General features: G+C 53.9%; 21 protein-coding genes. 13 read left to right on the top strand and 8 right to left on the bottom strand.

What is annotated here, in order from left to right; all coding sequences use genetic code 11:
- The first annotated feature begins 79 nt into the window (after positions 1-79).
- Positions 80-1,348 carry an MFS transporter gene (locus MYB54_RS11335; RefSeq protein ID WP_014915377.1) on the top strand — a complete coding sequence of 423 codons (1,269 nt, stop codon included), beginning with the start codon at positions 80-82 and terminating at the stop codon, positions 1,346-1,348.
- 168 nt (positions 1,349-1,516) lie between these two features.
- Entirely contained in the window at positions 1,517-2,452 is a 936-nt protein-coding gene (gene tus / locus MYB54_RS11340) for a DNA replication terminus site-binding protein (RefSeq protein WP_248720798.1), read from the top strand.
- Between the two features lie 63 nt (positions 2,453-2,515).
- Here tus and fumC read toward each other — a convergent pair whose 3' ends face one another.
- Complete coding sequence (fumC, locus tag MYB54_RS11345) at positions 2,516-3,913, bottom strand: class II fumarate hydratase (protein WP_014915375.1); 1,398 nt, start codon at positions 3,911-3,913, stop codon at positions 2,516-2,518.
- A 238-nt stretch (positions 3,914-4,151) separates the two neighbouring features.
- Here fumC and manA point away from each other — a divergent pair, with 238 nt between their 5' ends.
- The 4 genes from manA (at position 4,152) to add (ending at position 9,190) form a co-directional block, all read left to right on the top strand.
- Positions 4,152-5,324 carry a mannose-6-phosphate isomerase gene (gene manA / locus MYB54_RS11350; protein ID WP_180784315.1) on the top strand — a complete coding sequence of 391 codons (1,173 nt, stop codon included), beginning with the start codon at positions 4,152-4,154 and terminating at the stop codon, positions 5,322-5,324.
- Between the two features lie 88 nt (positions 5,325-5,412).
- Entirely contained in the window at positions 5,413-6,972 is a 1,560-nt protein-coding gene (locus tag MYB54_RS11355; RefSeq protein ID WP_039496204.1) for a YdgA family protein, read from the top strand.
- A 102-nt stretch (positions 6,973-7,074) separates the two neighbouring features.
- Positions 7,075-8,052 (top strand): arsenic resistance protein, encoded by a 978-nt coding sequence (locus MYB54_RS11360; protein ID WP_248720799.1) that lies wholly within the window; start codon positions 7,075-7,077, stop codon positions 8,050-8,052.
- A 121-nt stretch (positions 8,053-8,173) separates the two neighbouring features.
- On the top strand, positions 8,174-9,190 hold the full coding sequence (gene add, locus MYB54_RS11365) for an adenosine deaminase (RefSeq protein ID WP_014915371.1): 1,017 nt from the start codon (positions 8,174-8,176) through the stop codon (positions 9,188-9,190).
- A gap of 79 nt (positions 9,191-9,269) precedes the next feature.
- Here the strand turns inward: add and MYB54_RS11370 are convergent, their stop codons facing one another.
- From MYB54_RS11370 to MYB54_RS11400, 7 genes are all read right to left on the bottom strand, one after another.
- The gene (locus MYB54_RS11370; protein ID WP_014915370.1) at positions 9,270-9,734 is read right to left on the bottom strand and encodes an SgcJ/EcaC family oxidoreductase; all 465 of its coding nucleotides are present in this window, start codon (positions 9,732-9,734) and stop codon (positions 9,270-9,272) included.
- A 242-nt stretch (positions 9,735-9,976) separates the two neighbouring features.
- A complete protein-coding gene (locus MYB54_RS11375) occupies positions 9,977-10,969 on the bottom strand; it encodes a bile acid:sodium symporter family protein (protein WP_014915369.1) in 993 nt (330 codons plus the stop codon).
- A gap of 329 nt (positions 10,970-11,298) precedes the next feature.
- Entirely contained in the window at positions 11,299-12,345 is a 1,047-nt protein-coding gene (locus MYB54_RS11380; RefSeq protein WP_014915368.1) for an oxidoreductase, read from the bottom strand.
- A 114-nt stretch (positions 12,346-12,459) separates the two neighbouring features.
- Positions 12,460-13,392, bottom strand: a complete 933-nt coding sequence (gene araC, locus MYB54_RS11385) for an arabinose operon transcriptional regulator AraC (RefSeq protein WP_010275170.1) — start codon at positions 13,390-13,392, stop codon at positions 12,460-12,462.
- A 62-nt stretch (positions 13,393-13,454) separates the two neighbouring features.
- On the bottom strand, positions 13,455-14,441 hold the full coding sequence (gene araH / locus MYB54_RS11390; RefSeq protein ID WP_014915367.1) for an L-arabinose ABC transporter permease AraH: 987 nt from the start codon (positions 14,439-14,441) through the stop codon (positions 13,455-13,457).
- Positions 14,442-14,459: 18 nt separating this feature from the next.
- Positions 14,460-15,983: an L-arabinose ABC transporter ATP-binding protein AraG gene (araG, locus tag MYB54_RS11395; protein WP_014915366.1), complete on the bottom strand. Its 1,524-nt coding sequence runs from the start codon at positions 15,981-15,983 to the stop codon at positions 14,460-14,462.
- A 111-nt stretch (positions 15,984-16,094) separates the two neighbouring features.
- Positions 16,095-17,078, bottom strand: a complete 984-nt coding sequence (locus MYB54_RS11400) for an arabinose ABC transporter substrate-binding protein (protein WP_039464013.1) — start codon at positions 17,076-17,078, stop codon at positions 16,095-16,097.
- A gap of 373 nt (positions 17,079-17,451) precedes the next feature.
- On the opposite strand from MYB54_RS11400, the gene MYB54_RS11405 reads away from it, so the two are divergent.
- The 7 genes from MYB54_RS11405 (at position 17,452) to rsxD (ending at position 25,884) form a co-directional block, all read left to right on the top strand.
- Positions 17,452-19,137 carry a ribulokinase gene (locus tag MYB54_RS11405; protein WP_248720800.1) on the top strand — a complete coding sequence of 562 codons (1,686 nt, stop codon included), beginning with the start codon at positions 17,452-17,454 and terminating at the stop codon, positions 19,135-19,137.
- Between the two features lie 37 nt (positions 19,138-19,174).
- Positions 19,175-20,680, top strand: a complete 1,506-nt coding sequence (gene araA, locus MYB54_RS11410; protein ID WP_248720801.1) for an L-arabinose isomerase — start codon at positions 19,175-19,177, stop codon at positions 20,678-20,680.
- 293 nt (positions 20,681-20,973) lie between these two features.
- The gene (ydgT, locus tag MYB54_RS11415) at positions 20,974-21,189 is read left to right on the top strand and encodes a transcription modulator YdgT (RefSeq protein WP_010275188.1); all 216 of its coding nucleotides are present in this window, start codon (positions 20,974-20,976) and stop codon (positions 21,187-21,189) included.
- Between the two features lie 216 nt (positions 21,190-21,405).
- On the top strand, positions 21,406-21,987 hold the full coding sequence (rsxA, locus tag MYB54_RS11420; RefSeq protein ID WP_011093834.1) for an electron transport complex subunit RsxA: 582 nt from the start codon (positions 21,406-21,408) through the stop codon (positions 21,985-21,987).
- Positions 21,987-22,565, top strand: coding sequence for an electron transport complex subunit RsxB (rsxB, locus tag MYB54_RS11425; protein WP_010275193.1), 579 nt, complete (start codon positions 21,987-21,989; stop codon positions 22,563-22,565). The genes rsxA and rsxB overlap by 1 nt, the downstream gene beginning before the upstream one ends.
- Positions 22,558-24,828 (top strand): electron transport complex subunit RsxC, encoded by a 2,271-nt coding sequence (rsxC, locus tag MYB54_RS11430; protein ID WP_248720802.1) that lies wholly within the window; start codon positions 22,558-22,560, stop codon positions 24,826-24,828. The genes rsxB and rsxC overlap by 8 nt, the downstream gene beginning before the upstream one ends.
- Positions 24,829-25,884 (top strand): electron transport complex subunit RsxD, encoded by a 1,056-nt coding sequence (gene rsxD, locus MYB54_RS11435; RefSeq protein ID WP_119871646.1) that lies wholly within the window; start codon positions 24,829-24,831, stop codon positions 25,882-25,884.
- Positions 25,885-25,894: the final 10 nt, after the last annotated feature.

A 25,894-nucleotide genomic window follows, 5' to 3' on the forward strand; every position in this document is an offset into this window, starting at 1 on the left:
ATACAAAATAATATCACTCTTCTATGATCCTCCCATTGTTGTTTTACGCCTGATTTACCCTTTCCGGTAAGGAATTATTGTGAGTAACCTGCCATCTTCTGCATCGAACGAGTGGCCTCTTTCTACGGCCGACGATGCGGATGATATTGCCCCGAAACATTCTGGTAAAACGCCTTATATCACGCGTGGTACGCCACAATTTATGCGCGTCACACTGGCGCTGTTTTCTGCCGGGTTAGCAACGTTTGCCCTGCTGTATTGTGTTCAGCCGCTGCTGCCGGTGCTCTCTCAGGATTTCGGTATTTCTCCGGCGACCAGCAGTCTGTCGCTTTCCGTTTCAACGGTGATGCTGGCGTTTGGGCTGCTGTTTACCGGACCACTCTCCGACACCATCGGTCGTAAGAATGTGATGGTCGTGTCCTTGATGCTGGCCGCGCTCTGTACTGTGATTTGCGCATTTATGACCAGTTGGAATGGCGTATTGGTCATGCGGGCCATGATGGGTCTGTCGTTAAGCGGTGTCGCTGCCGTCGCCATGAGCTACCTGAGTGAAGAAATTCACCCCAGCGTGCTGGCGTTCTCGATGGGGTTATATATCAGCGGTAACTCCATTGGCGGCATGAGCGGACGTCTGGTCAGCGGGGTCTTAACGGACTATTTCCCATGGCGAGTCGCCATCGGTACGATCGGCGTACTGGCGCTCATTGCCGCGATAACATTCTGGCGTATTCTGCCCGACTCACGACATTTCCGACCCGGTTCGCTGCGTCCAAAAACGCTGCTGCTGAATAGCAAATTACACTGGCGCGATGCGGGCTTGCCGCTGCTGTTCCTTGAGGGATTTTTGCTGATGGGCGCGTTCGTTACCCTGTTCAACTACATTGGGTATCGGTTGCTGGCTCCGCCTTATTTACTCAGTCAGGCGGTGGTTGGCTTACTCTCCGTGGTTTATCTCACCGGAAGTTACAGCTCGCCAAAAGCCGGAGCATTAACGGCTCGCTACGGACGCGGCCCAGTGCTAAGCATTGCGATCCTCCTGATGCTAACGGGACTGGGGATGACGGCACTGAGCTCGCTCTTCGCGATCTTTAGCGGGATGATGCTTTTTACCGCCGGTTTCTTCGCCGCCCATTCGGTAGCCAGCAGTTGGATTGGCCAACGGGCGCGGCGTGCGAAAGGTCAGGCGTCATCAATGTATCTCTTTTCTTACTATCTGGGCTCCAGTCTGGCCGGTACGCTGGGGGGATTCTTCTGGCATTCATTCGGCTGGATGGGGATCACCGCGTTCCTGAGCACTCTGTTACTTCTCGCGCTGGTCGTTAGCCTGATACTCAAGCATCGCCTTTAAACGCCTTTCTTACCGGAGTTTGCCTGAATCAGGTAAACTCCGCGCTGTTTCCACGTTATCTCTCTATGACCCCCGTCGAACCTGCTTGAAATAATACCGACCACGATTGCTGAAGTGTCCATTTATCAGTATAAAGATAAGTATGTTGTAACTAAAAAGGCTTTTGCTATGAACCGCTATACGCTAATCGATCGCATGAACCACTGCTTCCAGACGTTAGAACAGAAACTTGCGCTGATGCAGCAACAGTTTGCCGAGTATCGGCTGCTGGCCGGGCGCGTCTATTCCCTTCCGCATGTGGAAAAAGGAACGGAGCACGACCCTATCGAACATATCACCGTCACGCAGTACGTCGGGCAGGAAGCGCGCGATAAAGGGCTAGCGCACTTTCAGCGTCTGTTCATTCACCACTACCCGGAAACGCTCAGCAGTAAAAGCGCTATACGCTTGCCGGGCGCACTCTGCTTTTCCGTCAACGCCGCGCAGTATCAGCAGGCACAGTTGCTCATTGCGGAAATTAACGCACTGAAAAAAGAACTGGAGCAGATTATTACCGTCGAATCGGGGCTAGAGCCGGAACAGCGCTTTGAGTTCGTCCACACGCATTTGAAAGGATTGATCACGCTTAGCGCTTACCGTTCGCTGACGCTCATAACGAATCCGGCATCAGTTCGTTTTGGCTGGGCGAATAAGCATGTCATCAAAAATATGACGCGTGTGGAGCTGCTGGAGAAACTCACCAAGAGTCTGAATGCGGCAAAGCATACGACGCCGTATACCAAAGCGCAGTGGATTGAACATATCGAGCAGGAAATTGACGCGGTCTTGTCGCTGCCGGAAGACGCCATTTTGAAAATTAAACGCCCGGTCAAAGTCCAGCCTATCGCCCGCGTGTGGTATCCCGAACAGCAAAAACAGGTTCAGCATCCCTGCCCGTCTCCCCTGCTTGTGCTTTGTCAGCAAGAATCCGGCGGCGAGATCCCCATTATCGGTGAACTCAATCCTTATGACGCCAATAACATCAAGCATAAACACAAACCGAAAGCGGCCGAACTTCGCCTGCTCATTCCGCGTTTGCACCTGTATACCGATGCGCCGGAATAAAAAAGAAAAAGCCTGCGGGTAAACACCGGCAGGCTATAGGATAAAACGCTGACTATCGTGCCATTACTTTTTCAGGCTACCGACCATATCTTCCGGTCGAACCCACTCATCAAACTGTGCTTCGGTTAGGTAGTTCAGTTTGAGCGCGGCCGCCTTCAGCGTCAGCCCTTCTTTGTGCGCTTTTTTGGCAATTTCTGCCGCTTTGTCATAGCCAATATGTGTGTTGAGCGCCGTCACCAGCATCAGCGATTCATTCAGCAACTGATTGATGCGATCGCGATTCGGCTCGATCCCCACCGCACAGTGCTCATCGAAGCTCTTCATACCATCAGCCAGCAGGCGAATTGATTGCAGGAAGTTATGAATCACCATAGGACGATAGACGTTCAGCTCAAAGTTACCGGACGCCCCGCCGATATTCACGGCGACATCGTTGCCCATCACCTGGCAGCACAGCATCGTCAGCGCTTCACACTGGGTCGGGTTGACCTTGCCTGGCATGATGGAGCTACCCGGCTCGTTTTCAGGAATGCTCAGTTCGCCGATACCACAGCGCGGGCCGGACGCCAGCCAGCGCACATCGTTGGCAATCTTCATTAACGATGCAGCCAGCCCCTTCAAGGCACCGTGCCCGTGAACCAACGCATCACAGGTCGCCAGCGCTTCGAATTTATTCGGCGAGGTCACAAACGGTTGACCGGTCAGTTTCGCCAGTTCTGCTGCCACACGCACCGCGTATTCGGGATGCGTGTTTAGCCCAGTTCCGACCGCAGTGCCGCCCAGCGCCAGCTCACAAATGTGTGGCACGCTGTTTTCGATATGCTTCAGGTTATGCTGCAACATCGCGGCCCAGCCGGAGATTTCCTGCCCCAGCGTCAACGGCGTGGCATCCTGTAAATGCGTACGGCCGATCTTGACGATATCCTTAAACTGCTCGGCCTTGGACGCCAGCGTGGCGTGTAACGCTTTCAATTCAGGAATCAGGTGTTCGTTGATCGCGACAACAGCGGCGACATGCATCGCCGTCGGGAAGACGTCGTTGGAACTCTGACTTTTGTTGACATCATCATTCGGATGAACCAGACGATTGTTGCCCCGCTCTCCCCCCAGCAGTTCACTGGCACGGTTAGCCAACACCTCGTTCATATTCATATTGCTTTGCGTGCCAGACCCCGTCTGCCAGATCGCTAGCGGGAATTCCCCGGCATGCTGACCAGCCAACACTTCGTCCGCCGCCTGAATAATCGCATTTCCCCGATCGGCAGGCAGAAGCGAGAGATCCATGTTGACGCGGGCTGCCGCGCGCTTGGTTTGCGCCAGTGCATAAATCAGCGCACGGGGCATTTTCTCTTCAGAAATACGGAAGTGTTCCAGCGATCGCTGTGTCTGTGCGCCCCATAACCGTTCAGCAGGAACATCAATCGGTCCCATTGAGTCTTTTTCACTACGCGTCGTGCTCATTACCTTTCCTCCTTAAACACACATTCAAATAGTAGAAGACATCGAATCACATCGCCGGGCCTATTCTGATCACACTCACTGGCCTTATCACGCTTATTGGTCTACTAACACTGTCTGGCATCGCGCTACATAAAACATTACCATGAAGCGAAGAAGATGCAGTGTATTCATAATCACTCAAGTAATTAACAGCCAGCATCACAGAAATTAACAATTAATGTAATAGCAGGGAGCCGACATGCAAAAAATGCTCAATTGCGTCCAGCACTACGCCTGGGGCAGCAAACACGCCTTAACTGAGCTATATGGCATTGATAACCCTAATAATTTACCGATGGCGGAACTTTGGATGGGTGCCCATCCTAAAAGCAGTTCGGCGATTATTGATGAAAAAGGCAACACCCGCAGCCTGCGAGAAGTGATTGCTGAAGACTCGACTACCCATCTTGGCGCAACGATCGCACAACGTTTTGGCGAATTGCCCTTTTTGTTTAAGGTATTGTGCGCGGAACAGCCACTTTCCATTCAGGTTCATCCCAGTAAATCGTCGGCAGAACAAGGCTTTGCGAAAGAGAATGCAGCGGGTATCCCGCTCGATGCGGCCGAAAGAAACTACAAAGATGCCAATCACAAACCGGAATTGGTCTACGCATTAACGCCCTTTCAGGCCATGAATGGGTTCCGAGAATTATCTGAAATTGTGCAGTTGCTGGAGCCAGTTGCCAGCGCACATCCGTCCATCTCCGCGTTTTTACAACAGCCCGATGCGAAGAATCTCGCCATGCTCTTCACCAACCTGCTGAGTATGGAAGGTGAGCAAAAATCGCGTGCGCTCGGCGTCTTGAAGGCCGCGCTAAATAGTCAAAATGACGAACCGTGGGCGACCATCCGCGCGATCACACAATACTATTCCGACGACAGCGGATTGTTCTCCCCGCTGCTGCTGAACGTCATTACGCTCCAACCCGGCGAAGCCATGTTCCTGTTTGCGCAAACGCCGCATGCTTATCTGAAAGGCGTGGCATTAGAAGTCATGGCGAACTCAGACAACGTGCTGCGCGCTGGGCTAACGCCGAAATATATTGATATTCCAGAACTGCTGGATAATGTCGTGTTTGAAGCCAAACCTGCAAACCAGTTGCTGACGACGCCACACCGACAGGGTAATGAACTCAGTTTCCCGATTCCTGTTGAGGATTTTGCTTTTTCGCTGCACGAACTGAGCCAGAGCCCGCAGACGCTCAGCCAGAATAGTGCCGCCATTGTATTTTGTATTGACGGCCATGCCGTCCTGCAAAAAAATGAGCAGCGGCTCTCGCTACGTCCGGGAGAATCCTGCTTCATTTCCGCCAGCGAATCACCGATAACGGTTGAGGGACAGGGGCGTCTCGCTCGCGTATTTAACCGATAACTTGTTCCATACGCTGCGGTTACCTACGGGTAAGTTGCCAGCGTTTCGCGTTGAAAACGCGCATTTTTTTACTAAAGGATGAATAAAAATGAAGAAGTCGTTAGTCGCCGTAGGCGTTATTGTTGCTCTGGGTGCCGTCTGGACCGGCGCATCCTGGTACACCGGCAAGCAGATGGCTCAGCAAATTGATGGCTTTACCGATACGCTGAATACCAAACTCAAGCAAGCCTACCCGAACGCGGGCCTGAAAGTCGTCTATCGCGACTATAAGGGCGGCGTATTCAGCAGCACTCTCTCCTATGTGCTGCAAGCGGATGGTTCGATAGGCACAGCAGAAGGCGCGAAGATCCTTGCGCCCGGTGAAGAGCTCGTCTTCAACGAAACCGTGTCTCACGGGCCATTCCCGCTGGCACAGCTTAAGAAGTTCAACCTCATCCCTGCAATGGCGTCTGTCCATACCGAGTTGGCCAACACACCCGCCGTCAAAGCCTGGTTTGAACTGACGAAAGATAAGCCGTTCTTTACGGCCGAAACTCGCGTCGCTTACAGCGGAGATACGCAGTCACTCGTTACGCTGGCCCCTATCGACCATCAGTCGCCAGAACAGAAATTTTCCTTCAGCGGCGCGGAAGCCTTGGTAGATATCGGGCACGACCTGCGCAGCAGCAAGCTGGATACCACCATCAGCAGCGTGAAGATGGAAAGAAAAAATGCCTGGGGCCAAACAGAGAACGTCGATCTCACCGATTTCTCGATCAAGGGAACCAATCAAAAAGGCAAATTCGATCTTGATATAGGTGATGGCAACCTGTCCTTTAAAGCGATGACGTTTACTGTAGAAGGCGGAGAACCGGTTACCTTGAACGACTTCTCTTTGCAAAGCAGCGCAACGGAAGATGACAAAAATCTGGCAGGCAAACTGGCCGTGACGCTGGGCTCGTTAGTTATCGGCGACCGCAACCTGGGATCAGGCAACGTGAATATGTCTATCTCACAGCTTGACGGTGCAGGTACCAAACAGTTCGTCACCGCCTATCAGGAAAAAATGCAGAAACTGTTGCAGGATCCAGCCGTAACGGATCCCGATACTTATCAGCACGAAGTCGCCATGTCGGTTCTGCAATACCTGCCGCAGCTGTTGAAAGGCAACCCAAGCATTGCTATTTCACCGATCAGTTGGAAAAACAGCAAAGGTGAAGGCACGTTCACGCTGGCGCTGGATTTAACCGATCCGTTGCAGAGCACGGATAAAGCGAACGATGCCACCCTGTCAGATGAAGAAAAAATCATTCGTCAGTCGGTGAAAAAACTCGATGCCAAGCTCAATGTACCGCTGGATATGCTGGCAGAATTAATGGTGCAGGCGGGGCCGAAACCGGCCAACGATGAAGAGCAAAAGCAGGCGACAGAAATGGCGCAGCAGCAAGCGAAGATGATGGCGGGCATCGGCCAGATGAATCAGTTGAGCGTCACGAAGGACAACGCGATTACCAGCTCGCTGCACTATGCTGATGGCCAAATTGATTTCAACGGCAACAAAATATCGCTAGCCGATTTCATCGCGCCGTATTTCTCCGTTCCAACGGAAGAAGGTGAAGAGTCTCTGCCTGGTGCACAGGAAGAACCCGTCACACCACCGGCGCAGTAAGCCAACACATCGTAATAATTAGGTGCTAAAACACACGGTGGCCGCATTTGCAGCCGCCGTTTTTTCTGCCCTACACTTTCTGCTTCATAGTGAGATGACACCATGTCCGCGTTGAAACCCTTCATGGAAGCCCATCAGGCTGCGATCTATTTTGTTGCCGTGATAGCGGCAGTGGCAACCGCCTTGGTGCTGCCGGGAACGGAGCAACTCGATATCGTGATTAATCCAGCTCTGGCATTGATGCTGTTTGTCACGTTCCTGCAAGTGCCGCTGACCACGATCGGAAAGAGCCTCACTCAGGTCAGATTCATCGGCGCGTTACTTGCTGCCAACTTCATCGTGATTCCTTTGTTCGTCGCGGTACTGTTGCCCTTCCTCCCCGCCGAACCGCTGGTGAAGCTAGGCATTATATTGGTGCTACTCACCCCCTGTATTGACTACGTGGTGACATTCGCGCATCTGGGGCGCGCAGATGCCGCCCGCCTGTTGGCTGCGACGCCTATTTTATTGATACTGCAAATGTTGGCGCTGCCCTTCTACCTGACGTTATTTCTCGGCCAGGACGCCTCTGGACTTATCGTCTTCGCGCCCTTTATCGATGCATTTATCTGGTTGATTGCCGTGCCTTTAGCGCTGGCCGCACTTCTGCAATGGCTAGCGGCGCGACAGCGCACGATGGCAACCTTTTCGGATACATTGAGCTATCTTCCCGTTCCGGCTACCGCTCTGGTGCTGTTTATCGTCGTTGCGGCGGTCATTCCCCAGCTGCGCACCACCTGGGCATCGGTACTACTCGCGGTGCCATTTTATGTGATCTTCGCGCTGCTGGCCCCGCTGCTCGGCTGGTTCACTAGCCAACTGTTCAGGTTGGATTCGGCTGGCGGGCGCGCTGTGGCCTTTAGCGCCAGCACGAGAAATTCTCTGGTTATTCTGCCGCTGGCGTTAGCAATACCCGGCGCACTGCCGCTACTTCCGGCCGCGATCGTCAGCCAAACGTTAGTAGAATTGCTCAGCGAGCTCATTTATATCCGAGCTATTCCTAAGTTGAACGCTCGTGCCACGGGTCAGGAAAAGCAGTAACAGGTTGTTTTTGCTTAATGATTGTTCAGAATAGTGGGGTTTTGGCGCTAACTGTTGGCTATTTACCTCGATTTCTTTTTATACTTTGTCGTATGAAAAACAGTAATCAGACAATAACATTATGATTGATTCACTCCTGCCGTTGACGGATATCCACCGCCATTTAGATGGTAATATCCGCGCCCAGACTATTCTGGATCTAGGTCACCAGTACAATATAGCGTTACCCGCCAGCGATCTTGACGCGCTCCGTCCTCACGTTCAGGTCACCAAAAACGAACCTGACTTACTGAGCTTTTTACAAAAGCTCGACTGGGGCGTGGCCGTACTTGGTTCACTGGATGCCTGCCGCCGCGTGGCTTACGAGAACGTTGAAGATGCCGTGAAAGCCGGGCTGGATTACGCAGAACTGCGTTTCTCTCCCTACTATATGGCGATGAATCATAAACTGCCGATTGCTGGTGTTGTTGAGGCAGTGATCGACGGCATTACCGCAGGCTGCCGCGATTTCGATACTGATATCCGTCTGATTGGCATCATGAGTCGGACCTTCGGCACCGAGGCCTGCCAGCAAGAGCTGGACGCCCTGCTATCCCAGCGCGATCGCATCGTCGCGCTCGATCTGGCCGGTGATGAATTGGGTTACCCAGGTGCGCAGTTTACTTCTCATTTCCGACAAGCCCGCGATGCTGGCTGGCACATTACGGTTCACGCAGGTGAAGCGGCCGGACCGGAAAGTATCTGGCAGGCGATTAACCATCTGGGTGCAGAGCGCATCGGGCATGGCGTAACCGCGATTATCGATCCGCGTCTGATGACGCACATGGCGGAACATGGCATCGGCATCGAATCCTGTCTGACCTCTAACATTCAAACCAGCACCGTGGAATCACTGGATAAACATCCGCTGATCCACTTCCTACGCTATGAAATCCCCGCCACCATCAACACGGACGATCCTGCGGTTCAGGGCATAGAGATCCGTCACGAATATGAGGTCGCGGCCCCACTTGCTGGCCTGACGGCGGTAGAAACCCGCAAAGCACAGGAAAACGGCCTGAATATTGCGTTTATCAGCGAGCAGGAAAAGCAGCTGTTGCGTGAAAAGGTTCTGCGTAAGCGTGGTGCAACCCAGTAGTTTGGGTCAGCCGCTCACGAAAAACGGCTAACTTTCGTTAGCCGTTTGACACAAGTTTATTACCGATAAATTACAGAGATCAACTGGCCGGGTTTGCCGAGGAATGGTGCGTGGTAATCAACCACTGCTTCTGTTTCGCGTTCCAGGCATAAGTGTAGGTATAGCGTGCCTTGGCTACGCTACCATCACCGAATGTGAAGGTGTAGGTTCCGGTATCAACAGCCTTATTACAGCCGATGCGGATCGTGCTGGTATCAATCTTACCAACCGGCTTTTTCTCCAGGAAATGTTCGAAGTAATCAATACGCTCGGCGTCAGTCGTACGCGGTTGATCGGACAGCGTCGGCAACAGCACGGCATCCGACGCATAGTTTCTATTCACCTTCTTCGCATCCCCTGTTTGCAGCGATGCGTTCCAACGGTCAAATAACGACGCAATTTCTTTTTGGCTGGTTTTCACACATTCCATACTCTGCGCAGCCTGCACAGATGCGGAAGCCAACGTCCCTAACATCGCTAAAGTTAACACCGTTTTTTTAAACATATTTCCCTCGTTCTCAAATAATAATTATCATCAACTGTGTCTTGCTCTATCGACAATTCCTCTCGATGAGCGACTATTGTTATAACGTAACGCAACAAAAAAGTAACACCACAATGAAACTATCACTGTAATAGATTATTTCTTGTATTTCCGTATAGTTACAGTGCTTGTTACAAATGACAACGCCCTCGGCCTGTGTAAGACCGAGGGCGTTTTGCATGATGCGAGAGAGCGGTAATCGCTTACTGACGAGGCGTATCCTGTTCCTTGTTTATCCGCTTGGCATAGCGCTGAGCCAGCGCAGCGCAGACCATCAGCTGGATTTGGTGGAAAATCATCAACGGCAGCACCATTGCACCGACAGCAGCGGCAGGAAATAGCACGTTTGCCATCGGGATCCCATTCGCCAGGCTCTTCTTTGAACCGCAGAATACGATGGTGATTTCATCGGCGGTATTAAAGCCCATCTTCCGGGCAACCAGCGTATTCACCACCAGCACAATCGCTAGCAGCACGATCGAACAACCGACGACGGCCAGCAATGACCAGACGTTGATCTGTCCCCAAATCCCCTGCACAACCGCCTCGCTGAAAGCGACATACACCACCAGAAGAATTGATGACCGGTCAGTGATATTAATCAGCTTGCGGTTACGTTCAACCCACTTGGCAATCAACGGGCGAGACAGGTGACCAATCACGAAAGGCACCATTAACTGCATGATAATAGAGCCAATCGCGTGCAGCGTATCCGTTTCTCCCCCTTGCGTGTGCATCAGCAAACCGACCAGAATCGGCGAGAGAAACACGCCCAAAATACTGGATGCCGAGGCGCTACAAATCGCCGCTGCGACGTTACCACCGGCCATTGAGGTATAAGCAATCGCCGACTGCACTGTCGCTGGTAGCGCACACAGATAGAGGAAACCCAGATACAAGGTCGGCGTCAGTACCACTGGCGACAGCAGACTCATACCGATTCCCAGCAGCGGGAACAGAATAAACGTGCTGGCAAACACCACCAGATGCAAACGCCAGTGCCCCATACCCGCACTAATCGCTTCACGCGATAGCTTCGCGCCGTGCATAAAGAACAGCAGAGCAATCGCCGCCGTGGTCAGGCGCTCAAAGAAAACCTTCACGGAGCCTTCAGCAGGAAGAACCGACGCCGTCACCACCACCAAAATCAGAACCAATAAGAATTTATCAATGCGTAACCGTTGTAACCACCCCATGCCCGACACCTTTCCCCTAGCCTGTTATCCGCCGAATGAACACTCTAACAAGACGGGCGATCCGAGGATCGCCCAAAGTTATCTATGACTAAATGTGAATCTAGAAATCTGAGTCGATAAATCTGTTTACAGACAGAAAACGGTGGTAATGAGATAAAGGCATCAGAAGCGCCTTCCGAACACCGTAAATCGAGCGTGAAAGACGCATGTACTGCATTTTTACCCTCGACCATTATCACCGTTCGATTGATTTTCTCAGCAGTCTAGCGCGATCCTAAGATCGCCTGTTTAAACAAACCATTAACTATCTGGAATAAAACGCGGTAAATCTAGCTATTTTTCACCGTGACGGCTTTTTTCTGCTCGTGGGAAAGCAGCCCGAGCTCGATCAGTTCCATCACCTGAATCGCCTGATGCACGCTGACGGGGTTTTCGCCTTTACCCGTCAGCGCATCGCGCACTGCCGCATAGTAAGCCGGATAATTACCCGGAATCGTGGCGATCGTTTGCTCCGCCGTGATGCCATCGCGAGACAGCGTCAGCACGCCATCGTGTTTATCCTGACCCCAGTCGGCCAGCGGTGGACGTTCACCCGCTTTCAGGCGATCTTCCTGTGGGTCAAGACCGTATTTTACAAAGCTGCCGCGTGTGCCATGCACGATATAGCGGGCAGACGCCGCCGCCACCAGCATGCTGGCGTGCAGGACAACCCGGCGTTGTGGGTAAATCAGCGTCGCGTGGAAATAATCAATCGCCTTACTGCCAGGCCTCAACCGTGCCATATCTACCTGAATCGCCACCGGCAAGCCAAACAGTTCCAGCGCCTGATCCAGCAAGTGCGGCCCCAGATCGTACCAAATTCCGCTGCCTTCGCTGCCGTCTTCACGCCAGCGCTGGCGCACTTCGGGGCGGAAGCGATCGAAATGCGATTCCATATACACCACATTTCCTAACGTTCCCGCCGCCAGCAGCTGTTTCAGCGTCAGAAAATCGCTGTCCCAACGGCGGTTATGGAAAACAGAAAGCATTTTTCCGACACGGTCGGCTATAGCGCCCAAGTCGTATGCTTGTGACAACGTCACCGTAAACGGTTTATCGACAACGACATGCTTGCCCGCTTCCAGCGCCTGTTTTGCCAGCGGGAAGTGCGTGTCATTGGGGGTAGGAATAACAATGAGGTCAATATCGGGATCGTTAAATAACGCCTGAGGGTCTTTCTCTACTCGCAGATTTGCCCAATCTGCATGCACTTTTTCAGCACTGCTGCTGGACACGGCCACCAGCTCCATACCCGTCGTACCTGCAATCAACGGCGCGTGGAATGTCTTACTGGCATAGCCATAGCCCAGCAGCCCAACACGAACGGTCTCACTCATGACGATTCCCCTTAGCTTATTTTGACTTTGTGATTTCTCACTCAGTATATACCCGTCATCCGTCAGATTGCAGAGAGGGATAATAGCTAGGGGAATCTGATTCGTTTTCGTTCGCTAGCCGCTCACGGCGCTGGGCATCCGCTCTCCCCATGCCACGGGCAGCGTTTTGGCTGCCGGATAGTTGATTTCACTGCTGCGGCGGCGGAAATCGCTGGGGCTGACGCCGACCCGCTTACGGAACACGCGTGAGAAATACAGCTGATCGTCATACCCCACCACGCGACCGATGTTGGCGATAGATTCCTGCGTCGTCTGCAATAACAGTTTGGCGCGAATTACGCGCTGATCTTCACGCCAGCGCAAAATATTAATGCCCACCTGTTCACGGAACAAATGCGCCAGCCGCGACGGTGACAAACAAACGTGCCGCGCAACTTCGTCAATACGCAGTTCTCCAGCCAGATTGCTGGTAATAAACTGGCAGGCTTCTATCACACGCGGATCCATGATTTTCTGCGGGCTCTGTGGATCTTCTTCCATCGCGCGGAGCAGCAGACGCTCCAGCAGATTCATGCCTAATTCTTCTGAGAAACGACGTCCGGAACGCTGCGTCTGTTCGATATTGGCAAACAGCCTGTCGAATTCCAGCAGCAGTTGGTTATTCGGCAGGCTCATGCGACCAATGCCGCTGCTTTTGGTGTGCCATTCCAGCCAATCCGCCCAGTAGGCACGCGGGCGAAAATAGACCCAGCGGTGATACCAGCAATCGCTGCTCGGCGAACGGCCATAAAAATGCTTCGATTTCGGCGGGAACAACAGCAGGTCACCGGGATTACAGAAAAAGGTCTCATCGCCATCAAAGACCTGACCCTGTCCTTTCATGGTGAGGTTAATGATGTAGCCTTTCATTCCATCGGGACGATCGATAAAGAAGTCGAGCGGCCCTTCTGCCAGAATCGGCGTCAGGCCGGCCACAAGATAAGCGTTGAACGAATATCCCGGCAGCAGCGGATTAGGCTGAGATTCATGCGCCATACGGTGATACATCGAGCCTCCGGTACACGCTAGTAAGAGAGAAAGCGGCAGGCTCTTACCTGCCGCACAGGCATTTATACCGTTTTCTTCGCCAGCTGTTTGTAGCGGTCGAAGATAACCGCCGCCAGCAGAATCAGGCCGCGCACCACATACTGGGCAAACGGAGAGATGTTCAGCAGGTTCATCGCGTTCTCCACCGTCCCCAAAATCAGCACGCCGGCCACCACGTAAGAAATTTTACCGATCCCGCCTTTCAGCGACACACCGCCCAGCACACAGGCAGAAATCACGATCAGCTCATACCCGATGGAGGTCATCGGCTGGCCGCTGGTCATACGCGATGCCAGAATGATCCCTGCCGCCGCCGATACCAGACCGGACAAGGCGAAAATGATGATTTTGGTACGCACGACCGGCACCCCGGCCAGACGCGCCGCCTCTTCATTACCGCCAATCGCCAGCGTATTGCGGCCAAAGGTGGTTTTATTCAGCAGCAGACCAAACAGAATCATGCAGCCGATGGTGATCCAGATTGGCGCCGGCAAGCCCAGCCAGTTGGCATAGCCCAGTTCGAAGAAACGCTCATCTTCAATCCCTACCGCTTTACCATCGGAAATGATGTACGCCAGGCCGCGCGCAATCTGCATCGTTGCCAGCGTGGTGATCAGCGCGTTAATCTTCAAACGGGCAATCACGAAACCGTTGAGCAAACCGAACGCCACGCCCAGCAGCAGCCCGGCGCTGACACCGATCCACAGGCTTTCACTGATATTGATCACCACCGCCGTCGCCACACCGGCACAGGCAATGATTGACGCGACCGACAGGTCAAAGTCACCGGAAGCCAGACAGAACAGCATCCCACAGGCCACCATACCGGACATGGAGATCGCCAGCCCTAGCCCTTTCATATTGATAAACGTCGCGAAGTTCGGGACGAAAATCGCACAGCCAAGAAACAGCACGGCAAACACCACCAGCATGCCGTAGTTATCCCAAATGCGGGACAATCCCATACCGCTTTTCTTCTTTTCTGAGGTTGTAGACGTAACCGTTGACATTATTTTGCTCCTTCGCGGTCAGGCAACCGCAGATTCGATATCGGGGGTTCGTAACATAGCCAGACTGAGCACCTTCTGCTCTGTGGCATCGGTATGCAGCAGTTCGCCAGAGACGGCACCTTCGCGCATGACGATAATCCGGTCGGCCAGCCCAAGCACTTCTGGTAAATCGCTGGAGGCAAACAGCACCGCGATCCCCTGATTCGCGAGTTCATAGATGACATGATAAATTTCGTGCTTCGCGCCGACGTCGATGCCGCGCGTGGGTTCATCGAGCAAAATGACCTTCATCTCTTCGGACAGCCAGCGGCCAAGAATGGCTTTCTGCTGGTTTCCCCCGGAAAGATTCATAATCAGCTGTTCATCGGACGGCGTTTTGATGTTCAACGCCGCAATGCGCTTCGAGGCGTTATCCGCTTCCCACTGATTATTAATAATAAAACCAGCTTTCAGGCTCTTACGCCTTGCGCTGATATTGATGTTGTCGCGTACCGAGTGCACTGGAATAATGCCGTCCGCCTTGCGATCTTCCGGGCAGAGCATCACGCCCTGACGAATCGCATCAATGGGAGAATTCACCACCAGCGGTTTGCCATCCAGCAACACCTGACCACTGGTGATTTTGGTCGCGCCAAACAGCCCTTTCATCAGTTCGCTACGGCCAGCCCCCACCAGACCAAATAGCCCGACAATTTCCCCCTGCTTCACGTTCAGGGAAACCGTGGATTTGACGCCCGGCGCTTTTACGTCTTTCAGCGTCAGACGTTCTTCGCCATGCGGACGCGGCGTATAGCCATAGATATCCCCCAAGTTACGCCCTACCATCGCCTGTACCAGCGACTCATGGTTCACCTGCTGCATATCGTCGAACGTGCGCACGTAGCGGCCATCTTTAAACACGGTAATGGCATCGCTCAGCGCAAAAATTTCTTCCATCCGGTGCGAAACGTACAAAATGACCCGGCCTTCACTGCGCAATTCCGTAATCACACGGAAAAGCTGCTCGATTTCACGGGCAGACAGCGAACTGGTCGGTTCATCAAAAGCAATAATCTTAGCGTTACGGGCCAGCGCCTTGGCGATTTCCACCATCTGCCACTGCCCGATAGAGAGGTATTTCAGCGGGGTATCAGGATCGATATCCAGTCCCAAATGCTGCAACTGAAGTTTGGCTTCATAGCGCAGCAGCGAATAGTTCACCATGCCGTATTTATGCGGCAGCTGACCTAAGTAGATGTTCTCGGCGACGGTCATTTCCGGCACCAGATGCAGTTCCTGATAAATGATGGCAACGCCCGCATTCAGGGCATCCATCGTGTTGTTGAACTGCACAGGTTTACCCTGAATATGGATCTCACCCGCTGACGGTGAATAGTTACCGCTCAGGATCTTTAACAGCGTCGACTTGCCCGCCCCGTTTTCCCCCATCAATGCATGGATCTGGCCGGCATGGCAGGAAAAACTGATATCCGAAAGCGCCTTAACACCGGGAAATTCTTTACCAATCCCATGAAACGACAAATAGGGTGACTGTGCTGTCATGTCTGTTTCCTCATAACGATGCAGGTAGAGCGCGGATAACTTAGATCAGGATAACGTCGACCAGCGTCATGCTGACCGGCGTTATCCGCGTCTTTACGAAATCAGGCGTGATTACATCAGGCCTTTTTTCTCCAGTTCGACCTTAAAGTTGTCACGAGTGATCAGCACCACGTCGGTCACTTCGGTGAATTTCTCCGGCTCAACGCCTTTGGTCACCCAGTCATTCAGCATCTGGATACTCTTGTAACCGTGGATATCCGGGCTCGGCAGCAGTGAACCATAGAAGCCCGTTGCCTGACCTTTAGACAGCTCGCTCACCGCATCCACGCCGTTGATACCGATACCAATGACGTTTTCAGCTTTAAAGCCCTGACCTTCCGTTGCACGCACGCCACCCAGTACGGTGTTGTCGTTCATACCGATAATCAGCCAGTTTTTCACGCCCGGATGCTGAACCAGCATAGAGTTAGCGGCGTCAAATGCACCGGGGATATCGTTAGATTTGGTTGGCACTTTGTAGATCTGTTTTTCCGGGAATCCTGCGGTTTTCAGCGCGTCCATGGAGCCAGACGTGCGGCGACGTGCGGTATCCAGCTCATCAGCGGTAATCGCCATCACAGCGGTTTCCTCTACTTTCCAGCCGCGTTTGGTCATCTCTTTATACAATTCCTGACCCTGACGCTCGCCAATTTTGGTGGCCGCCATCATCACCAACGGCACGGTATCCATCGGTTGACCTTTGGCATTCACGAACTGGTCATCAACCGCGATCACTTTCAGATCGTAGCTGCGTGCTTTCGCCATAATGGCTGGCCCCAACTTCGGATCCGGCGTACAGATAACGAAGCCTTTCGCTCCACTGGCCGCCAGACTGTCGATCGCGTTCAGGGTCTTTTCACCATCGGGAACCGCAATTTTTATCACATCAAAACCAAGGTCTTTTCCTGCTTTATCAGCAAACTTCCATTCCGTCTGGAACCACGGTTCTTCCGGTTGTTTAACCAGAAAACCCAGCTTCAAGTTCTCTGCCATAGCTGATTGTGACATAACAGCGGCCAACCCGATTGCTGCCAGCGCCTTAGTGAATTTATGCATGATGTTCTCCGGTGTAATTATCTTTTCATTCGTCAGCAACGCTGAAACGAGTTCGAGTTCCTGGTAGGGGTATTTCCGGTCTGGATAAAGGAAAAACACAGACTTAGCACGATTCCTTTACTCAGTAGCATTCAGACGCTTTATGTTTTAGTCGTTATTTCCGGTAAGAATGTAGAGCTTTATCACAGTCCGGAACAATGACAGGTTTGTGCATACATTTAGCGAATTTAACCAATCATTAACCTTTGACCGGCTTCACAAAATGGCTGCGAGCGACAGAAAAATACATACTTCCAGCTAACCGCTCCTCACCGCCTCTCGTTATCCCTGCCATCGTACACACCAACGATCTGGGATTAATGAGGAGCAAAGCATGAGTGCGGGCGCTATTACGATTGGTCTCGACTTCGGCAGTGATTCGGTGCGCGCCTTAGCCGTTGACTGCCAAAGCGGGCAAGAGCTGGAAACAGAAGTGGTCTACTATCCCCGCTGGCGCGAGGGGAAATATTGTCAGCCTGCCAACAACCAGTTCCGACATCATCCACTGGACTATATTGAATCGCTGGAACAGGCGGTTAAGGTCGTGGTTTCGCGCCTGACGAACGAACAGCGGCAGAACATCATTGGTATTGGCGTGGACTCCACCGGGTCAACCCCCGCACCGATTGATGAGCAAGGTCAGATCCTCGCCCTACGCCCCGAATTTGCCGACAACCCCAATGCCATGTTCGTGCTGTGGAAAGACCACACGGCAATAGAAGAAGCAGAAGCCATCAACGCGCTGTGCCGGAGCGGCCAATTTCCGGATTACACCCGCTATATCGGCGGTGTTTATTCGTCCGAGTGGTTCTGGGCCAAAATTCTGCATGTCTCGCGCGCCGACGCAGCGGTGCGTCAGTCAGCCGTTTCCTGGATCGAACTGTGCGATTGGGTGCCCGCCCTGCTTTCCGGTACGCAAGCACCTGCCGATATTCGCCGTGGGCGGTGCAGCGCCGGACACAAATCACTCTGGCACCCGAGCTGGGGCGGGCTGCCGCCGAAAGACTTCTTGCACGCGCTCGATCCCTGCCTGACGGAGACATTACAGTACCCACTGTTTACCGATACCTGGACCGCCGAACAGCCGGTCGGCACCATCACCGCCGAGTGGGCACAGCGGCTCGGCATCCCCGCAACGGTCATCCTCTCGGGCGGCGCGTTTGACTGCCACGTCGGCACCGTCGGCGCAGGCGCACAGCCGTATACGCTGGTCAAAGTGATTGGCACGTCCACCTGCGACATTCTGATCGCCGACGACGCACGCATTGCCGATCGCACCATCGCGGGTATCTGCGGGCAGGTCGACGGCAGCGTGGTTCCCGGCTATATCGGCCTCGAAGCCGGGCAGTCTGCCTTCGGCGACATGTACGCCTGGTTCGGGCGACTGCTGGGCTGGTCGTTACAGGAAGCAGCGAAAGATCATCCTGAACTCAAAACGTCATTACAGGCGATGGAAGGCAAACTGCTGGAGCGACTCACGCACAGCTGGGCGGAGAACCCGACGCTGGATCACCTGCCTGTCGTGCTGGACTGGTTCAACGGCCGCAGAACGCCATTCGCCAATCAGCGCCTGAAAGGCGTGATTACCGATCTCAATCTGGGCACCGATGCCCCTACGCTGTTCGGCGGTTTCATTGCTGCCACAGCCTTTGGCGCGCGCGCGATTATGGAATGCTTTGAAGATCAGGGCGTTCCCGTCGAGAACGTGCTGGCGCTGGGCGGCATCGCAAGGAAATCCCCCGTCATCATGCAGGTGTGTACCGACGTGATGAATCGTCCCTTGCAGATCGTCGCTTCCGATCAGTGTTGTGCGCTCGGCGCGGCGATTTTTGCCGCCGTCGCCGCTGGCGTTCACGGCGATATCCCAACGGCACAGCAGCATATGGCCAGCGGCATCGAGCGCACGTTAATGCCGGACAGCCAGCGCGTCGCCCGTTATCAGCAGCTTTATGAGCGCTATCAGCAGTGGTGCCGCCTCGCGGAACCGGCTTATAGCCCAACGTCTACGGCAAAAAACTAATTTTTATCCCTCTGGGGATCACGTTACAGGAGTCATCATGGATCATTTTAAGCAGCTTGAAGTCTGGTTCGTCATCGGTAGCCAACACCTCTACGGGCCAGAAACGTTACGTCAGGTAAAAGAGAACGCGGAAAAAGTCGTCGCCGGATTGAATCAACAGGCCAACCTGCCCGTTAAGCTGGTACTGAAACCGCTGGTGAAAACGCCGGACGAAATTCTGGCACTGTGCCGCGATGCCAACTATCAGGATAACTGTATCGGCCTGCTGACCTGGCTGCATACCTTCTCTCCGGCCAAAATGTGGATTGGCGGCCTGAGCGTACTCACTAAACCACTGCTGCAATTCCATACCCAGTTCAATGCCGAAGTGCCGTGGGACACCATGGACATGGATTTCATGAACCTGAACCAAACCGCGCACGGTGGACGTGAATTTGGCTTCATCGGTGCCCGGATGCGGCAGGCGCATCAGGTTGTCGTCGGCCACTGGCAGGATAAGAACGCCCATGCCCGTATCGGCAAATGGATGCGGGTTGCCGCCGCCATTCAGGAAAGCAAACAGCTGAAGGTTGCGCGCTTTGGTGACAACATGCGTGAAGTCGCCGTCACCGAAGGCGATAAAGTCGGCGCGCAGATCCAATTCGGCTACTCCGTCAGCGCCTGGGGTCTGGGCGATTTAACCGCCGTGGTTGATGCCGTATCCAAAGGCGATATCAATGCGCTGGTCGAAGAGTACGAAGCCAGCTACCAGCTAACAGACGCGGTGAAACTCAACGGCGCGAACCGTCAGAACCTGCTGGATGCGGCACAGATTGAACTCGGAATGAAACGCTTTCTGGAACAAGGCGGCTATCACGCGTTCACCACCGATTTTGAAAACCTGTACGGTCTGAAACAGCTGCCGGGGCTGGCGGTACAGCGTCTGATGCAGCAAGGCTACGGCTTCGGTGGCGAAGGCGACTGGAAAACCGCCGCGCTGCTGCGCATTATGAAAGTGATGGCCGGCGGGTTATCGGGCGGGACGTCCTTCATGGAGGACTACACTTATAACTTCCAGAACGGCAACGATCTGGTCGTCGGCTCCCACATGCTGGAAGTCTGCCCAACGATTGCGAAAGAACAGAAACCGATTCTGGATGCGCAATACCTTGGTATTGGCGGCAAAGCCGATCCTGCCCGTTTGATTTTCTCCACGCCGGCTGGGCCGTCCCTCAACGCTAGCGTGATCGACATGGGCGACCGTTTCAGAATGCTGGTTAATCTGGTCGATACCATCGAACAGCCGCGCCCGCTGCCGAAACTGCCGGTTGCTCGTGCCATCTGGAAAGCCCAACCGTCGCTGGAAGTGGCGGCCGAAGCCTGGATTCTGGCTGGCGGTGCACACCACACCGTCTTTAGTCAGGCGTTGGATCTCGAACACATGCGGCTCTACGCCGAGATGCAGAACATTGAACTGCTGGTGATCGACAACGAAACTCGGCTCCACGAATTCAAAGATGCGCTGCGCTGGAACGAGGTGTATTACAAACTTTGTAGCCGCTAAGCACGCGCTCAGGGGCCGGTTGTCTATGGATACGTGTCCGTGAACAATCTGCCCCTTTATCGGTACTTTTTATTTATCTATAAGCCTTTTCCATCTCACGCTCTGATTTTCCATCGCCCTGTCGCCCGACATTGTCCGAAACGCCATAACCTTTTTCTGTCAATCCGTTATTTTTCATTTTCATTTGTTTGTTGTTGAAAAATAAGCGTACTTTATTACATCGCCCTCTAGACAGACCTTCTTGCTTGAATATACTTAGTCATCTCAACCACATAACTATTAGACCAATCACGATGACCGTTCATGACTATTTGCTCAAATTCAGGAAAGTCAGTTCAACAGAAAGTCTGGAAAAACTCTTTGATCACCTCAATTATTCTCTGACAGACAGTCAGGAAATCATCAACATGTATCGTGCTGCGGACCATCGGCGGGCTGAGTTGGCATCCGGCGGGCGCTTGTTCGATCTCGGCTGCGTGCCAAAATCCGTCTGGCATCACGTTCTGTAGTTGTTAGCAACAAAAAGAATAGTTATGCAATAATTTCCTTCCGGGATATTACGCAGAACGCTCAGCTCGTTACTGTATAATAGCCCGGCGCTTCTGTTATTAAGCGAATCTGACCTTCCGCCCCTTGAAGGGGACGGCGATAACCCTACTTTGGGTATGTTGTCGAAAACCCAACAATGCCTGATAATAGTCCGGTTTTGTTTTCTAGGCACCGTAATGACCGAATACGCATTGCTCTTTGTTAGCATCCTTCTGGTAAATAATTTCGTCTTAGTGAAGTTTCTTGGGCTGTGCCCCTTTATGGGAGTGTCCAAAAAACTCGAGACGGCAATTGGCATGGGCATGGCGACCACGTTTGTGATGACGCTGGGCTCCATGTTCTCTTGGCTGATCAACGAATTTATTCTCGTTCCGCTCGATATTCTCTATTTGCGCACCATGGCTTTTATTCTGGTGCTCGCCGTGGTGGTGCAGTTTTCCGAGATGTTCGTGCGCAAAGTCAGCCCTGAGCTGTATCGCCTGCTGGGGATCTTCCTGCCGCTGATTACCACCAACTGTGCGGTGCTTGGCGTTGTTCTGCTCAACATCAACCTGTCACACGGTTTCCTGCAATCGACGATTTATGGTTTTGGCGGCGCGGCCGGCTTCTCGTTGGTGATGGTGCTTTTTGCCGCCATTCGTGAGCGTCTCGCCGTGTCGGATATTCCCGCACCGTTCCGCGGTTCGTCTATCGCGCTGATCACCGCAGGCCTCATGTCGCTGGCATTTATGGGCTTTACCGGACTGGTGAAATTCTGATGATCGCTATCTGGATTGCCATTGCGGCACTCAGCGCCCTCGCACTGGCATTCGGTCTGGTGCTCGGCTACGCCTCCCGTCGGTTTGAAGTTGAAAACGATCCGATCGTGGAAGAAGTGGAAGCCATGCTGCCACAAAGTCAGTGCGGCCAGTGCGGCTACCCCGGCTGTCGGCCCTACGCCGAAGCGGTTGCGCTGAATGGTGAAAGTATTAATAAATGCGGCCCCGGCGGCGAAGCGATGATGCTGAAGCTGGCTGAAAAGCTCAACGTCGATCCGCAACCGCTGGAAGGTGACGCCGACGTTCAAGCTCCCGCGCGCCAGGTTGCCTGGATCGATGAAAGCAACTGCATCGGCTGCACCAAGTGCATTCAGGCCTGTCCGGTTGATGCCATCATCGGCAGTACCAAAGCGGTACACACCGTCGTCAGCGATTTGTGCACCGGCTGCGATCTCTGCGTCTCCCCTTGCCCGACGGACTGTATCGAATTACGTCCTATCGCGCCGACTCCCGCTAACTGGAAATGGGATCTCGATACGATTCCAGTACGCGTTATTCAAGTAGAACGACATGCTTAAGCTGTTTTCCGCCTTTAAAAAAGACAGGATCTGGGATTTCGACGGAGGCATTCATCCGCCGGAAATGAAGACGCAGTCCAGCCAGACGCCACTGCGCCAGATTCCGCTGCCAGAACAGTTCATTATTCCGCTCAAGCAGCATCTTGGGCCGGAAGGCGAGATCTGCGTCAGCGTCGGCGATAAAGTCCTGCGCGGTCAACCGCTAACGCGGGGAAAAGGCCGTACGCTGCCCGTTCATGCACCGACGTCAGGAACGGTGAACGCGATTCGTCAGCACACGACGGCACATCCGTCTGGTCTGTCCGAACTCAGTATCATCATCGTGCCAGATGGCGAAGATCGCTGGTGTGAACGTCAGACCTTTACAGACTACCGTGAACATAGCGTCGATACCCTGCTTGCCCATCTGCATCAGGCTGGCATTGCAGGCCTGGGCGGCGCAGGCTTCCCTACCGCGGCCAAGTTACAAGGCGGGATGCGCGGGATTGAAACCCTGATTATCAACGGCGCAGAGTGTGAACCCTATATCACCGCCGACGATCGGCTCATGCAGGAGCACGCAGAGGAGATTATTCAGGGCGTCGAGATTCTGTCATTCCTGTTGCAGCCGAAACGCATTCTGATTGGGATCGAAGATAACAAACCGGAAGCTATCAGCGCCCTGCGGCTGGCCTTGGGTAGACGCAGCGACATGCAGCTGCGCGTCATCCCAACCAAGTATCCGTCAGGCGGTGCCAAGCAGCTCACCAAGATTCTGACTGGCAAGGAAGTCCCGTTCGGTAAACACTCCGCCGCCATTGGCGTACTGATGCAGAACGTCGGAACGGCTTTCGCCATCAAACGCGCCGTGATCGACGGCGAGCCGCTCACCGAACGCGTGGTGACGCTGACTGGTGAAGCCTTGCGCCAGCCCGGCAACGTCTGGGCACGACTGGGGACACCGGTACGTCACCTGCTCAAACAGGGCGGCTTCCACGTCAATAAGCAGCCAATGGTGGTGATGGGCGGTCCGCTGATGGGCTTTACCCTGCCGTCGCTGGATGTCCCTATCGTTAAAATCAGCAACTGCCTGCTCGCGCCGTCACATACGGAAATGGAGCCGGTTGCTGAAGAACAATCCTGCATTCGCTGTAGCAAATGTGCCGATGCCTGTCCGGCAGGCCTTCTACCGCAGCAGCTTTACTGGTTCAGTCGCGGGCAGGAACACGAAAAAGCCCGCAATCACCATCTGTTTGACTGCATCGAATGCGGTGCCTGTGCTTACGTCTGCCCCAGCAATATTCCGCTAGTGCAGTACTACCGTCAGGAAAAGGCCGAAATTCGGGCCATCGACGAAGAGGCACAGCGTGCCGCACAGGCCAAAGTGCGCTTTGATGCTAAACAGGCTCGTCTGGCGCGAGAAAAAGCCGCACGCGAACTGCGCCACAAACAGGCGGCGGCTGGCGTATCCACCACGGATAAAGATGCCGTTCAGGCCGCGCTGGAGCGCGTTCGCCGTAAGCAAACCGCCGCAACAGAGGTCGGTTCGCCTATCGCCGTCATCCCCGATGCAGAGCCGGATAACAGCGCCGCCATCGCCGCGCGGGCTGCCCGCAAGGCATTAGTACGTGAAGAACAAGCACGTGAAAAACAGTTGCGTGAACAACAGGCGCAGCAGGAAACGCCTACGGTCGAGGTTCCCTCTGCCGAGCTTGACGATCCACGCAAAGCAGCCGTGGCCGCCGCCCTTGCACGTGTTAAAGCGCGTAAGGCTGCACAGCAGTCTGAGGCAGTAAGCTCAGGAAGCACGGAAGAAGCGGCGACTCCTGTGGTTTCCAACGTAGCGGCAGAACCGGTTGTCGCCGTTGAAGTACAAGAGCCGGAAGATCCGCGCAAAGCAGCCGTTGCCGCAGCTATCGCGCGCGTTAAAGCCCGTAAAGCCGCGCAGCAATCTGCAACAAGCGTGGAAGAACCTGTTTCGTCGGCTGCTCCTGACGTGGTGGCAGAGCCGATTGCCATTGTTGAAGTACAAGAGCCAGAAGATCCGCGCAAAGCAGCCGTTGCCGCAGCTATCGCGCGCGTTAAAGCCCGTAAAGCCGCGCAGCAATCTGCAACAAGCGTGGAAGAACCTGTTCCGTCGGCAGTTCCTGACATGGTGGCAGAGCCGATTGCCGTTGTTGAAGTACAAGAGCCAGAAGATCCACGTAAGGCTGCCGTTGCTGCCGCTATCGCTCGCGTTAAAGCCCGTAAAGCCGCGCAGGCATCGTCATATCAAGAGGAATAAATGGCTTTTAGAATTGCGAGTTCACCGTTTACACATAACCAGCAGCGCACACAGCGCATCATGATGCTGGTCATTCTGGCCTGCCTGCCGGGTATGCTGGCGCAGTATTACTTCTTTGGCTACGGTAACCTGATTCAGGTTGGGCTGGCGTCCGCTACCGCGCTTATCGCAGAAGGTGTGACACTGTCACTGAGAAAGTTCGCCGTGCGCACCACGCTGGCTGATAATTCCGCACTATTGACCGCCGTGCTGCTCGGCATCAGTCTGCCACCGCTTGTCCCCTGGTGGATGGTGGTCATGGCAACCGTCTTCGCTATCATTATCGCCAAGCAGTTGTATGGCGGCTTAGGACAAAACCCTTTTAACCCCGCGATGATTGGCTATGTGGTGCTGCTGATCTCTTTCCCAGTCCAGATGACAAGCTGGCTGCCGCCCGCACCGCTGCAAACCATTCCCGTCGGTTTCCATGATGCGCTCGTCATCATCTTTACCGGACACACGCCTGACGGGTACACCATGCAGCAGCTGATGCACAACGTTGATGGCGTCAGTCAGGCTACCCCGCTGGACACGTTTAAAACCAGCCTGCGCTCCGGCCAAACGCCGCAGGACATTCTGCAACAGCCGATGTTTGCCCAATCGCTGTCTGGCATTGGCTGGCAGTGGGTGAATATCGGTTTTCTTATCGGCGGGCTGTTTTTGCTGATGCGCGGCACCATTCGCTGGCATATTCCGGTCAGTTTCCTGCTGTCGCTGCTGTTCTGCGCCTCACTAAGCTGGATCATTTCGCCGGAGAAATTCGCGCCACCGATGCTACATCTGCTGTCCGGGGCCACCATGCTCGGCGCATTTTTCATTGCGACCGATCCCGTTACCGCATCAACCACCAACCGGGGACGTCTGATTTTCGGGGCACTGATTGGGTTACTGGTCTGGCTGATTCGGACCTACGGTGGCTATCCGGACGGCGTCGCGTTTGCCGTTCTGCTGGCAAACATCACTGTGCCGCTGATCGACTATTACACTAAGCCACGCGCTTACGGCCACCATCGCTGAGGAGACGCCC

This window comes from Pectobacterium nicotianae (genome assembly GCF_023272715.1).
In the GTDB taxonomy this organism is placed as follows: domain Bacteria; phylum Pseudomonadota; class Gammaproteobacteria; order Enterobacterales; family Enterobacteriaceae; genus Pectobacterium; species Pectobacterium brasiliense.

What these genes read in the sequence shown, in the direction of transcription:
- ydgT (WP_010275188.1), top strand. Translation starts at nt 20,974, where the DNA reads ATGACCGTTCATGACTATTTGCTCAAATTCAGGAAAGTCAGTTCAACA.
- tus (WP_248720798.1), top strand. Translation starts at nt 1,517, where the DNA reads ATGAACCGCTATACGCTAATCGATCGCATGAACCACTGCTTCCAGACG.
- araC (WP_010275170.1), bottom strand. Translation starts at nt 13,392, where the DNA reads ATGTATCACCGTATGGCGCATGAATCTCAGCCTAATCCGCTGCTGCCG.
- araG (WP_014915366.1), bottom strand. Translation starts at nt 15,983, where the DNA reads ATGACAGCACAGTCACCCTATTTGTCGTTTCATGGGATTGGTAAAGAA.
- MYB54_RS11355 (WP_039496204.1), top strand. Translation starts at nt 5,413, where the DNA reads ATGAAGAAGTCGTTAGTCGCCGTAGGCGTTATTGTTGCTCTGGGTGCC.
- add (WP_014915371.1), top strand. Translation starts at nt 8,174, where the DNA reads ATGATTGATTCACTCCTGCCGTTGACGGATATCCACCGCCATTTAGAT.
- rsxB (WP_010275193.1), top strand. Translation starts at nt 21,987, where the DNA reads ATGATCGCTATCTGGATTGCCATTGCGGCACTCAGCGCCCTCGCACTG.
- MYB54_RS11360 (WP_248720799.1), top strand. Translation starts at nt 7,075, where the DNA reads ATGTCCGCGTTGAAACCCTTCATGGAAGCCCATCAGGCTGCGATCTAT.
- MYB54_RS11400 (WP_039464013.1), bottom strand. Translation starts at nt 17,078, where the DNA reads ATGCATAAATTCACTAAGGCGCTGGCAGCAATCGGGTTGGCCGCTGTT.
- manA (WP_180784315.1), top strand. Translation starts at nt 4,152, where the DNA reads ATGCAAAAAATGCTCAATTGCGTCCAGCACTACGCCTGGGGCAGCAAA.
- fumC (WP_014915375.1), bottom strand. Translation starts at nt 3,913, where the DNA reads ATGAGCACGACGCGTAGTGAAAAAGACTCAATGGGACCGATTGATGTT.
- rsxC (WP_248720802.1), top strand. Translation starts at nt 22,558, where the DNA reads ATGCTTAAGCTGTTTTCCGCCTTTAAAAAAGACAGGATCTGGGATTTC.
- araH (WP_014915367.1), bottom strand. Translation starts at nt 14,441, where the DNA reads ATGTCAACGGTTACGTCTACAACCTCAGAAAAGAAGAAAAGCGGTATG.
- araA (WP_248720801.1), top strand. Translation starts at nt 19,175, where the DNA reads ATGGATCATTTTAAGCAGCTTGAAGTCTGGTTCGTCATCGGTAGCCAA.
- MYB54_RS11370 (WP_014915370.1), bottom strand. Translation starts at nt 9,734, where the DNA reads ATGTTTAAAAAAACGGTGTTAACTTTAGCGATGTTAGGGACGTTGGCT.
- rsxA (WP_011093834.1), top strand. Translation starts at nt 21,406, where the DNA reads ATGACCGAATACGCATTGCTCTTTGTTAGCATCCTTCTGGTAAATAAT.
- MYB54_RS11405 (WP_248720800.1), top strand. Translation starts at nt 17,452, where the DNA reads ATGAGTGCGGGCGCTATTACGATTGGTCTCGACTTCGGCAGTGATTCG.
- MYB54_RS11380 (WP_014915368.1), bottom strand. Translation starts at nt 12,345, where the DNA reads ATGAGTGAGACCGTTCGTGTTGGGCTGCTGGGCTATGGCTATGCCAGT.
- MYB54_RS11375 (WP_014915369.1), bottom strand. Translation starts at nt 10,969, where the DNA reads ATGGGGTGGTTACAACGGTTACGCATTGATAAATTCTTATTGGTTCTG.
- rsxD (WP_119871646.1), top strand. Translation starts at nt 24,829, where the DNA reads ATGGCTTTTAGAATTGCGAGTTCACCGTTTACACATAACCAGCAGCGC.